The organism is Acinetobacter sp. CY73, assembly GCF_059515865.1.
The window spans coordinates 1-12,092 of the sequence record NZ_JCAKMZ010000049.1; the positions used below are offsets into that span (position 1 = coordinate 1).

The window sequence follows — 12,092 nt, forward strand, 5'->3', positions numbered from 1 at the left end:
GTAAACATCCGCTGAACCCCATTGCTATGTTTTAACGGGGTTCAGGTTTCCAGCGGTGTGGCAGTAATTCTTCTATTTGAGTCACTTTATGTGTCGGCAACCTTTTCAGCACATCACTTAAATAGGCATACGGATCCAGCCCATTCAGTTTTGCTGACTGGATTAAAGTCATGATATTTGCCGCTCGCTGACCACTGCGCAGCGAACCTGCAAATAACCAGTTCTTACGCCCCAAAGCCCAAGGCCGCATTTGATTCTCTGCCCAATTATTGCAAATAGGTAGATTGCCATCATCCAGATAACGGCTTAAGGCTTCCCAACGTTTTAGGCTGTAATTGATGGCTTTAGCAGTTGCAGAGCTTAAGGGTACTGCAAGTTGATGTTGTGTCAGCCATTCATACAGTTGCTGCATAACAGCTTGACTATACTGTTGCCGGTACTTATAGCGTTGTTCTGCTGTACCGTCGGTATTTTTTCTTATTTCAGCCTCTATCGCATAGAGCTTCTGAATCAAGAACAAAGCCTGTTCTGCAATCGGACTTTTTCCAGTCACATGCAACTCATGGAATTTACGACGTGCATGCGCCATGCAGCCCACCTCAATGACCTGACCTGATCTAAAGCGTGCTTTGTAGCCACTGTAATCATCACAGACCAGATGACCCTGCCAGCCTTTCAGGAACTCTTCAGCATGCTGACCTGAACGGCTATCCTGAAAGTCATAAATCACGGCTTGAATTGGATTATATTGAGTTGTTGCATAAGCCCAGACATAACCTTTCTTCGGTTTTTTATCTTTATCATCCATCCGCATGATGGTGACAGGTGTTTCATCTGCATGAATCACCGCTTGCTGTAGGATCACCTTCCTTAATGCATCGGTTAGGCCTTCTAACTCTACACCACAGCGACCTATCCAGTCAGATAAGGTTGATCTGGACAGATCAACACCTGCGCGTAGAAAGATTTGACGTTGACGGTACAGTGGTAAATGATCGGCATATTTAGACACCAGTACATGGCTAAGCAGTTCAGGTGCAGCGATTCCTTTCTCAATCACATAGGCCGGCATTGCTTGTTGGGTCAGTGTGTCACATTGATCACACACCCATTTGCCACGCACATGCTGTTCCTTATAGAACTGTGCCGGTCTGAAATTCAGTTTTTCACTGATATCTTCGCCAATACGACGCAAGGTGCAGCCACAAGCACATTGGGTTGATGCAGGTTCATGCTCAATACGGAGGGTTGGCAGGTGATCTGGCAGTGGTCGACGTTTAGGTTTGTTGACTGGGGCTTTCTGCGCAGCTGCATTGGTTTTATCTGCATTCAGCCGTTCCAGTTCCAGATCAACCGCAGCAATATCTTCTTCGACCGCTTCGTCCCATAGATGGATTTGTTTTGCGCTTAGATGTTCGTTTTTACTGCCGAATTTATGCTGTTTAAATAGCGCAAGCTCATGCTCGTATTTTTGATTAAGAATGGAAAGATGTTGATTCGTGACTTCAAGATGTTGAACTTTGGCATCTAATTGTTGTTTATCTTCTGCGAGTTGTTGATGCTGCAGCGCCAACTGCCGGGTAAATTCCAGCAGTTGTTCATGGGTCAGTTGGCTTAAATCAGGCAGCGTATTCATGACCGCAGTATGGCTGAGATCATGAATATGTGTAAATAAAACGTTTGGAGAATAGCAGAATGGATGAGCTTGGTTTAGAGCATATTCACCACCTGCTGTAAGCCGATTCTCTGCCAGGGCAGACCCTGAATTAACGCCTGTAACTGTTCCGGGCTGATCGCCACGGTTTCACCCTGGTGAACCTGAGCCCAGTGAAATTTGCCCTGTTCCAACCGCCGGGCACACAGCCAGATGCCCAGTCCATCATGCACCAGTACTTTCATGCGATGGCCACGTTTATTACAGAACAGGTAGGCGCAGTGTGGTTTGATATAGCCAAATGCTCTCAGCACCTGAGCCATGGCAGTATCCATACCTGCACGCATATCCATCGGCTGGGTAGCAAGCCAGATTTCATCGATACGGATCATTTGATCAAGCCCTGAATTAAAGGCAGTAATTCCTTTGCCGATTCCACCGGCCAGTCGATCTCGATCATCTGATCCCGTGCGGAACCTTGTTCCTTATGCAATGGAATCCTGATATGAGCGACAGCATTCTTCTCTGGCACAGGTGGCGGAGGTGCTTCTTGTCTGACTGGAGTCGGGTGAAGAATGATGGGAAGAAAGTCGGTCTGTGGACTGGATGGGCTTTTTAATGCAGGGGGCATTGATCTGGACTGGCGAATCCATTTATGCAGCAGATTGGCATTGATCTGATGTTGCATTGCAACCTTAGCTACTGACGTATCTGGCTGCTGGCAAAGCTCGACCAGGTACTGTTTAAACTCAGCTGCGAAGATTCTGCGGGTTCTTTCTGTCGTTTGTTCAGTGTCTATAAAAGTGTCTAAGGCCATAAACATAATGTCCATTTAATAAATAATGGACACTATCGGGATATTGAGCAAATAAGAAAAGTGGGGTTCAGCGGACGCTTACCTTTAATTTTGGTATGAAAGACTAAAAATTGAAAAAGCCTGCAATTTGCAGGCTTTTGTTTAACTGTTATTTTATAACTAAAGAATTTACAACTGTAGAATTTACAACTTAAGCAGACTTTTTCGTCTGAGCATTCTTACGAATTGTAATCATGACCAATTGAACTGCAGCAGGTGTCACGCCTGGAATACGACTTGCTTGAGCAAGTGTTTCAGGGCGAACATCTTTAAGCTTCAAAGTAATCTCACGAGACAAACCAGAAACAATATCGTAGTCAAAATCAGCTGGAATCTTGGTATCTTCCAAACGCTTCATTTGAGCAACATCTTCATGCTGACGGTTAATATAACCTGCATATTTCACTGCAATTTCAATTTGCTCACCGACAAATGGCGTTACTTCAGAATCTGTCAATTCTGCGATTTGGGCAAAACTAATGTTTGGACGCTTCAATAGATCAATTGCAGAACATTCTTTAGAAAGATCAGCACCTGTCATTTCTACAAACTTTTTACCCATTGGGTTGTTAGGTGCAGCCCATAAATGTTGTAAACGACTAGTTTCGCGCTCGACTGCTTCCATTTTTTCACAATAAGACGCCCAACGCGTATCATCTACCAAGCCAAGTTCACGACCGATTGCTGTTAAACGCTGATCCGCATTGTCTTCACGAAGCATCAAACGATATTCTGCACGTGATGTGAACATACGGTACGGTTCTTTGGTACCCAACGTGATTAAATCGTCAACCAATACACCCATATACGCTTCATCACGTTTTGGTGTCCATTGCTCTTGATCCCATGCACGACGTGCAGCATTCAAGCCGGCAAGTAGACCTTGCGCACCTGCTTCTTCATAACCTGTTGTACCGTTAATCTGACCAGCAAAGTACAAATTATTAATGGCTTTAGTTTCCAAAGAGAATTTTAAAGCTTGTGGGTTGAAGTAATCATATTCAATCGCATAACCTGGACGAAGAATGTGTGCATTCTCCATACCTTTCATTGAACGCACTAATTCAAACTGAACGTCAAATGGAAGCGATGTTGAAATACCATTTGGATAAAGCTCATGCGTATCTAAACCTTCAGGCTCAAGGAATACCTGATGAGAGTCTTTATCGGCAAAACGGTGAATTTTATCTTCAATCGATGGGCAGTAACGAGGACCTACACCTTCAATCACACCGGTATACATCGGTGAACGGTCTAAACCACCACGAATGATGTCATGGGTTTTTTGATTGGTATGCGTGATATAGCAATTTACTTGTTCAGGATGCATTGAAGCATCACCCATGAATGACATTACAGGAGATGGAAAATCACCCGGCTGAGCTGTCATCACAGAGAAATCAACGGAACGCGCATCAATACGTGGTGGCGTACCCGTTTTTAAACGACCCACAGGAAGTTTTAATTCACGTAAACGATGTGCCAATGAAATTGAAGGTGGATCACCTGCACGACCACCGCTCGATTTTTCGAGTCCTACGTGAATCACACCGCCCAAGAATGTTCCTGCTGTCAGTACTACAGTTTTCGCATCAAAGCGAATTCCCATTTGAGTGACTACACCTTTAACGGTATCGCCTTCAACGATTAAGTCATCAGCAGCTTGCTGAAAAATGTCTAAATTTGCTTGGTTTTCTAAAGTCTCACGAATCGCAGCTTTAAAACGTACACGGTCAGCCTGCGCACGCGTCGCACGTACCGCAGCACCTTTACGTGAGTTTAGAATACGGAACTGAATACCACCTTTATCGGCAGCAAGTGCCATTGCACCGCCCAAGGCATCAATTTCACGGACTAAATGTGATTTACCAATACCACCAATCGCGGGATTGCAGCTCATCTGCCCTAGAGTCTCAATGTTATGAGTAAGGAGCAATGTCTGTCGTCCCATACGTGCTGCAGCCAAAGCCGCTTCCGTACCTGCGTGACCGCCACCGATAACAATGACATCGTAAACTTTAGGATAATGCATAGTGGTATTTAGGAGATAAAAATAATGACTGGAAATTATAGCAAATTTTAAAACACAAGAGACACATTCTCTTGCATTAATTCGGAACCGACGATTACAGTTGATTTAAAAGATTTCATGATTGGTAAAGGTATTTCACCTCAAAATAGGAATGTTCGACTCATGATTAGATACATTTAAAAATGAATTATTTACATCATTACCATGTCACTGTATGGCTTATTTTTATAGCATATTAAAAGTTAACTCAGTACAAGGATAGACGATATGAATTTCAAAAAAATATTCATGCCTTTATGTGTGGGTATGGTTATGAGTACAACTGGTTTTGCAAATGATAAGGTTGAAAACACCTATAACGTCAAACAGTATCAAAATGTCTGTAAAGGAAAAACTGAAGGTGCCGAAGTGAGTTTTCCTTATAAAGGAATCATTTGGAATGGCACCTGTCAAACGCAATTTTTTCCAAGTAATACAACAGGTTTAAAAGGGACTGAGGAACCGTTAAATTCGAGCTGTAAAACGGATGCTGATGTTAAATCGATTAATATTGAAGGAAAAGACTATAAAGGAAAATGCGCGCTAGGTTATGCACCACCGATGCCCAAGACTTAATCGGTCGTTCCAAATAAACCCTAGTCACAACTCATGTCACTTAAAGCAATCATTTCTAACGATTTGATTGCTTTTTTTTGATTTAGAAGCTAAAACTGAAGCTCAATAATATTCGAATATTAGATCGAATTCCTAAATTAAAACAATAATCTATTCAGGACGAATATATGGATAATGGATTAATCACAATTTTTTTGCCACTTGCACTTGCCATTGTCATGGCAGGATTAGGCTTAGAACTCACACTTAAAGATTTCGCTCGTGTTTCCAAACACCCTAAAGCCGTGTTGATTGCACTGTTTTCACAATTGGTGATTTTGGTTGCGATCGCTTTTCTAATTTGCAAGGTGTTGAATTTACCACCACTTTTGGCAGTGGGACTGGTTTTATTGGCAGCATCGCCAGGTGGAGCAACAGCCAATCTGTTTAGTTATTTATTCCGTGGAGATGTGGCTTTAAATATTACATTAACTGCGATTAATGCCATTATTGCCGCTGTGACGCTTCCACTGATTGTTAACTTTGCGATTCATCATTTTATTCAAGACTCCACGCAAATTGGTTTACAATTCAGTAAAATTTTACAAGTTTTTGCGATTATTTTAATTCCTGTCAGTATCGGTATGTTGGTGCGACGTTATGCACCGAATATTGCTGATAAATTAGAAAAACCTGTTCGTATTTTTGCGGTGCTGTTTTTAGTTCTGATTGTAATCGGCGCAATTTACTCCGAACGTGCAAATATGATGAATTATATCGGTCAAGTCGGTCTTGCAACGGCTTTATTCTGCTTCGCTAGCTTATGTGTCGGTTATTTCCTCCCTCGATTCTTTGGCATTCCAAGCTTTCAAGCACGAGCATGCGCATTCGAGATTGGTATTCACAACAGTACTCTTTCCATGACCATTGCTCTCACGATTCTACATAGCACCCCGATTGCCATGCCTGCTGCGATTTATTCAATCTTTATGTACATTTTCGCCATGATCTTTGGTTTTTTGTTGAATCGCTTTGCACCGATCACGCAAAAGCAAGCTGAGATAAATGCACAAACTTAGATTTTATAAATTTCAACCATACATATTAAAAGGGTATTCAAAAGAATGCCCTTTATCTATTTCACTCAGCATGAAAGCTAAATCCCGACACACCTCTGTCGAATAAGTTACAATACGCCATCCAATATATTTTTAGGTTTTAATACTGTGAAGTGGTTACAAATTCATATTACTGTTGAAAAGTTACAAGTCGAATTCACCGAGACGCTTTTAGAATCGCTTGGTGCTGTGAGCGTGACTTTAGATGATGCTGAAAATCAAGATTTACTTGAACCACTTCCAGGTGAGACACCGCTTTGGAATAAAGTCATTGTAACGGGCATCTATGCTCAGGAAGATGATGAACAGATTGATGTTGTAGCACTTGAGACCTTTATCCGTACTCAACTTCCAACTGAACCGATGCGTAGTGAGTTCATGGAAGATCAAGAATGGGAACGTACATGGATGGATGCCTACGAACCGATTCAAATTGGTGAAAAATATTGGATCGTTCCTGAATGGATGGAAGCGCCTGAAGCAGATGCTGTGAATATTAAACTTGATCCAGGTCTAGCATTTGGTACAGGTAATCATGCATCTACATTTCTTTGCTTACAATGGTTAGGTAAAACGGATGTGAAAGACAAAATTGTGATTGATTATGGTTGTGGTTCAGGCATTTTAGGTGTAGCTGCTCTGTTGCTGGGTGCTAAAAAAGTCTATGCAACGGATATTGATCCACAAGCCGTTTTAGCCACACAACAAAATGCAGATCTCAATGGCGTCCTTGATAAACTTTATGTGGGTCTACCAGAAGATTTTAATCAAGAGCTTGGTGCTCAAAAAGCGGATGTCTTTGTTGCGAACATCTTAGCAGGCCCTCTTATGGCACTTGCGGCAGACTTCTCAACATTGATTAAATCTGGGGGTGAGTTCGCACTTGCAGGTGTGATTGAAGAGCAAGTTGATGATGTTTCTCGTGTTTATTCTGAATATTTTGATATATTAGATGTAGAAAAACGAGACGGCCATTGGTGCCGAATTTCCGGTAAACGACATCAATTCAATTAACTCATTTTATACTATGACTGAAAAACAAACCCGCTGCCCAAATTGTCATACCGTTTATAAGGTCTCCGTGACTCAATTAACGATTTCGCAGGGTATGGTTTGTTGTCCAAAATGTTCTGCTCAATTCAATGCATTGGTTCATTTGGTTAAAATAGACAATGATGACGCTGATCTAATGCTCAGTTCAGAGCACTCTCCTTACTCTCAAAAATTAGATTTTGAAGAATATGCATCGGAGACTCATGTACTGGACATTTTCGAGCGCAAAATCGAAGGATCCAATATCAACCTCAGGACTTACCTGAATAATTTAAATACCTTTAATAAAGACCCGATTACCAACTACCCTTCGCTAAATCTTTCTTCACAGCACAATATTGCCTCTCAAGATCCACAAGCACACAGCACGCTGTATTATCTGATTTGGACCTTTGCCAATTTCATTTTGGCACTTTTACTCATATTTCAAATTTTGTGGTTTAACCCGAATTTTTTAGATCGTCATCCATTCATCAATTCAGCATTTATTGCAACCTGTCATGCTTTCAACTGTGAAACGATTGATGAACGCTACATGCAGATCAAAATGAGTCATATCGCCTTGGTAGATGCAAACGACCAGTCGACTCTATTTAAAGGTCAATTGATCAATCAATATCAAAAAGGCTTAGCACTGCCTTTGATTAAAGTCACTTTAATCAAAGATGACAAAATTGTGCTTAAACAGATCAAAACACCTTCTGAATATTTAATCAAAAGTTTAAATGGAATTACACGGATTCCCACAAAAAGCCCATATCGTTTCGAATTTAGCGTAAATAAACCTAAAAATTCCTTTGATCGATATAAATTAGAAGTGATACGTCCTTAAAACTAAAAAAAAACATAAAAAAGTGAAAAAAAATGTAGTTTTCTTGCTCACTTTTTCTAAGACAATGGTATGATACGCGCCACGAAAGCTATGCCATAGCAACTTCTCGCAATTTTTCAAAAAAATACTTCTCACTATTGTGCTTAATTTAAATATTTTGCGCATGGAGTTTTTTCTTTTTTTGAATATAGCCAGTAACAAATATTAAAGTATTGTTACGGTTAAATTTCGCGCAATTGTTATTTATATGGCAAGCTAAAGTTCTTGTTTTAGAGCCATCCGTTTTAGGATCTAGAACGGGGCTCGTTTTTTACTTTGACCACATTTTATCACTTCACCCAAGTGATTATTGATTTTCGGATTATCTCGCATGAATAGCAAATCTCCTATTTTTACTGCACAATCTGATGTCGCTCTTCGTATTCACGTAGATCGCGCAGTTCGCCATTATTTTGCACAGTTGCAAGGTGAGCAGCCATCTCAGGTTTATGACATGGTGCTAGCAGAAATGGAGAAACCTCTTTTATCTGTAGTATTAGAATACACACGTGGTAATCAGACGCGTGCTGCCGAGATCCTCGGATTAAACCGTGGTACTTTACGTAAAAAGTTGAAAGCTCACGGTTTAATGAGTGAATAAATGATAAAATGCTTGCGATTTCGCAGGCATTTTTTTTAACTTGCATTTCGCAAATTTGTTTTAATCTGTTTCTATAAGACTGTGACGAAGATCATGACTATTAAGCGCGCTTTAATCTCTGTTTCTGACAAAACTGGTATTGTTGAATTTGCACAACAACTTGTTGCTCTAGGGGTAGAAATTTTATCAACTGGCGGTACATATAAATTGTTGAAAGACAATAGTGTCGCTGTTGTTGAAGTTTCAGAGCATACAGGTTTCCCAGAGATGATGGACGGTCGTGTTAAAACACTACATCCGAAAATTCATGGTGGTATTTTAGCTCGTCGTGGTTTAGACGAAGCTGTAATGGCTGAACACAACATCGATGCGATCGACTTGGTTGTGGTTAACCTATATCCATTCGCAGCGACTGTCGCTAAACCAAATTGTTCACTGGCTGATGCAATTGAAAATATTGACATCGGTGGTCCAACGATGGTTCGTGCTGCGGCAAAAAACCATGCATCTGTGGGTATTATTGTTAACGCATCTGATTATGATACTGTTGTTGCTGAATTAAAGGCTGAAGGCAGCTTATCTCATGCAACTCGTTTCGATCTAGCAGTTAAAGCATTTGAACATACTGCACAATACGACGGCATGATCGCCTCTTACTTAGGCGCACGCGTTGGTAAGGAAGAAGGTCAAGCAGACAAATTTGCACGTACGTTCAATACGCAATTAAATAAAGCGCAAGATTTACGTTACGGTGAAAACCCACATCAATCTGCTGCATTCTATGTTGACTCTGCTGCAACTGAAGCATCTGTTTCAACGGCACAACAGTTACAAGGTAAAGAACTCTCTTATAACAACATTGCAGACACTGACGCAGCGCTTGAATGTGTTAAATCATTCGCTAAACCTGCTTGTGTCATTGTAAAACACGCAAACCCATGTGGCGTTGCAGTATCTTTAGACGGTATTAAAGCTGCATATGATTTAGCTTATGCCACAGATCCTGAATCTGCATTCGGAGGCATCATTGCATTTAACCGCGAGTTAGATGTAGCAACTGCACAAGCGATTGTTGATCGTCAATTCGTTGAAGTGATTATTGCACCAAGCATTGCTGAGGGTGTTTTAGAAGTCACTGGCGCGAAGAAAAACGTACGCGTATTGGTATGTGGCGAATTACCAGCAATTGATGAACGTGCTGCACAACTTGACTATAAACGCGTCAATGGCGGTTTATTGGTTCAAGATCAAGACTTAGGCATGATTACTAAAGATGATCTTAAAGTTGTGACTAAAGTTGCCCCAACTGAACAAGAAATTGATGACTTGATTTTTGCTTGGAAAGTCGCGAAATACGTGAAATCAAATGCGATTGTATATGCTAAAAACCGTCAAACTATTGGTGTGGGCGCTGGTCAAATGAGTCGTGTTAACTCTGCTCGTATTGCTGCGATTAAAGCTGAACATGCAGGACTCGTTGTTGAAGGTGCAGTTATGGCATCTGACGCATTCTTCCCATTCCGTGATGGTATTGATAACGCTGCCAAAGCAGGGATCAAATGCATTATTCAACCGGGTGGTTCTATGCGTGATGAAGAAACAATTGCAGCAGCGGATGAAGCTGGTATTGCAATGGTGTTCACAGGTATGCGTCACTTCCGTCACTAATTGATGGTGAGTTTTGTAATGACAATGTCATTTACATTAAAGCACATAGATTTTTAATCTTACATAAAGTCCTCTCCTATTTTTAGGCTGAGGACTTTATGTCATTTTCGATTCATGGAGTATGAACCGATGAATATTTTAGTTTTGGGTAATGGCGGTCGTGAACATGCGTTGGCATGGAAAATCGCACAAGATAAAAAAGTTGCTAAGATTTTTGTCGCACCAGGTAACGCAGGCACTGCAACTGAAAACAAATGTGAAAACGTCAATTTAAGCATTTTAGACAATGCTGCAATCATCGAATTTGCTAAAAACAATGCGGTTGAACTTGTGATCGTTGGTCCAGAAGCACCACTTGTAAATGGTGTAGTTGATGCTTGTCGTGAGGCCGGCGTTAAAGTTTGGGGCCCGACACAATATGCGGCTCAGCTTGAAGGCTCTAAAGCATTTGCAAAGCATTTCTTAAAACGCCATAACATTCCAACTGCTTTCTATGACGTATTTACAGAAGTCGATGCAGCAAAAGCTTTTGTCGAAAAAAATGGTGCGCCAATTGTGATCAAGGCTGATGGTCTTGCTGCGGGTAAAGGCGTGATCGTTGCCATGACCAATCAAGAAGCATATGACGCAATTGATGACATGCTTGCAGGCAACAAATTTGGTGATGCAGGTTCTCGTGTTGTGATCGAAGAGTTCCTTGCAGGTGAAGAAGCTTCTTTCATTTGTATGATTGATGGCGACAACATTTTACCAATGGCAACTTCTCAAGATCACAAGCGTATCTTTGAAGGTGACCAAGGTCCAAACACGGGTGGTATGGGTGCTTACTCTCCTGCTCCTGTTGTAACTTCAGAAGTGTTTGAAAAAGCCATGAATGAAGTAATGCGTCCAACTGTTGAAGGCATGAAAAAAGACGGTCATGTTTACACAGGTTTCTTGTATGCAGGTTTGATGATTGATGAACAAGGTCAACCTAAAGTGATCGAATTCAACTGTCGTTTTGGTGACCCTGAAACTCAACCCATCATGATGCGTTTAAAATCATCTTTAGTTGAATTAGTTGAAGCTGGTATTGCGGGTAACTTACCTGCGGAAGCAGAGTGGGATGAACGCAAAACGGTTGGTATCGTACTTGCGTCACGTGGCTACCCTGAAACTTCAAGCAATGGCGATGTCATTACAGGTCTAGACACGATCATGACCGATGCGAAAGCATTCCATGCAGGGACTAAAGCACTTGAGAATGGTGATATCGTAACTGCGGGTGGTCGTGTGTTATGTGTAACTGCACTTGGCGGTACGATTGGCGAAGCTCAAGCAAAAGCTTTAGAGCTTTGTGAAAAAGTAACGTTTGATGGTGTTCAATACCGTAAAGATATTGGTTACCGTGCCATTGCGCGTGAAAATGCTTAATCTGTATTTTAATTAAGAAAAACCCCGCTGAATGCGGGGTTCTTTATGTGCCTTTACATGCTCTATTTAATTTCGATTTTAATGATGATTAATCCACTGGATATTTATAGCTAAAAATCCAATATGAGCTACAATAGAAAAAACACTAAGATTTAGGATCATGCCAAAAACATATTCTGTCGATTTACGCGAAAAAGTCATGCAGTTTTATAAAGAATCACAGCATAAATCC

The 12,092-nt window shown here is 41.1% G+C and carries 11 protein-coding genes; 7 read left to right on the top strand and 4 right to left on the bottom strand.

Annotated elements, in window-relative coordinates; translation table 11 throughout:
- Window positions 1–31 precede the first annotated feature (31 nt).
- The 4 genes from tnpC to mnmG form a co-directional block, all read right to left on the bottom strand.
- Window positions 32–1,636 carry an IS66 family transposase gene (gene tnpC, locus AC5YD2_RS15510; protein ID WP_496125722.1) on the bottom strand — a complete coding sequence of 535 codons (1,605 nt, stop codon included), beginning with the start codon at window positions 1,634–1,636 and terminating at the stop codon, window positions 32–34.
- A gap of 74 nt (window positions 1,637–1,710) precedes the next feature.
- Window positions 1,711–2,046 carry an IS66 family insertion sequence element accessory protein TnpB gene (tnpB, locus tag AC5YD2_RS15515; RefSeq protein ID WP_496125721.1) on the bottom strand — a complete coding sequence of 112 codons (336 nt, stop codon included), beginning with the start codon at window positions 2,044–2,046 and terminating at the stop codon, window positions 1,711–1,713.
- A complete protein-coding gene (locus AC5YD2_RS15520; RefSeq protein ID WP_496125720.1) occupies window positions 2,043–2,471 on the bottom strand; it encodes a transposase in 429 nt (142 codons plus the stop codon). The genes tnpB and AC5YD2_RS15520 overlap by 4 nt, the downstream gene beginning before the upstream one ends.
- A gap of 190 nt (window positions 2,472–2,661) precedes the next feature.
- The gene (gene mnmG, locus AC5YD2_RS15525) at window positions 2,662–4,542 is read right to left on the bottom strand and encodes a tRNA uridine-5-carboxymethylaminomethyl(34) synthesis enzyme MnmG (RefSeq protein ID WP_496127182.1); all 1,881 of its coding nucleotides are present in this window, start codon (window positions 4,540–4,542) and stop codon (window positions 2,662–2,664) included.
- Window positions 4,543–4,809: 267 nt separating this feature from the next.
- Here mnmG and AC5YD2_RS15530 point away from each other — a divergent pair, with 267 nt between their 5' ends.
- From AC5YD2_RS15530 to purD, 7 genes are all read left to right on the top strand, one after another.
- Window positions 4,810–5,157 (top strand): hypothetical protein, encoded by a 348-nt coding sequence (locus tag AC5YD2_RS15530; RefSeq protein ID WP_496127183.1) that lies wholly within the window; start codon window positions 4,810–4,812, stop codon window positions 5,155–5,157.
- Window positions 5,158–5,324: 167 nt separating this feature from the next.
- Window positions 5,325–6,215, top strand: a complete 891-nt coding sequence (locus AC5YD2_RS15535) for a bile acid:sodium symporter family protein (RefSeq protein WP_496127184.1) — start codon at window positions 5,325–5,327, stop codon at window positions 6,213–6,215.
- A gap of 147 nt (window positions 6,216–6,362) precedes the next feature.
- On the top strand, window positions 6,363–7,268 hold the full coding sequence (prmA, locus tag AC5YD2_RS15540; RefSeq protein ID WP_496127185.1) for a 50S ribosomal protein L11 methyltransferase: 906 nt from the start codon (window positions 6,363–6,365) through the stop codon (window positions 7,266–7,268).
- Between the two features lie 13 nt (window positions 7,269–7,281).
- Complete coding sequence (locus AC5YD2_RS15545; protein WP_496127186.1) at window positions 7,282–8,139, top strand: DUF3426 domain-containing protein; 858 nt, start codon at window positions 7,282–7,284, stop codon at window positions 8,137–8,139.
- Between the two features lie 370 nt (window positions 8,140–8,509).
- Window positions 8,510–8,779 (top strand): DNA-binding transcriptional regulator Fis, encoded by a 270-nt coding sequence (gene fis / locus AC5YD2_RS15550; RefSeq protein WP_001086304.1) that lies wholly within the window; start codon window positions 8,510–8,512, stop codon window positions 8,777–8,779.
- 93 nt (window positions 8,780–8,872) lie between these two features.
- Window positions 8,873–10,447, top strand: a complete 1,575-nt coding sequence (gene purH / locus AC5YD2_RS15555; protein WP_496127187.1) for a bifunctional phosphoribosylaminoimidazolecarboxamide formyltransferase/IMP cyclohydrolase — start codon at window positions 8,873–8,875, stop codon at window positions 10,445–10,447.
- A gap of 129 nt (window positions 10,448–10,576) precedes the next feature.
- Complete coding sequence (gene purD / locus AC5YD2_RS15560) at window positions 10,577–11,860, top strand: phosphoribosylamine--glycine ligase (protein WP_496127188.1); 1,284 nt, start codon at window positions 10,577–10,579, stop codon at window positions 11,858–11,860.
- Window positions 11,861–12,092: the final 232 nt, after the last annotated feature.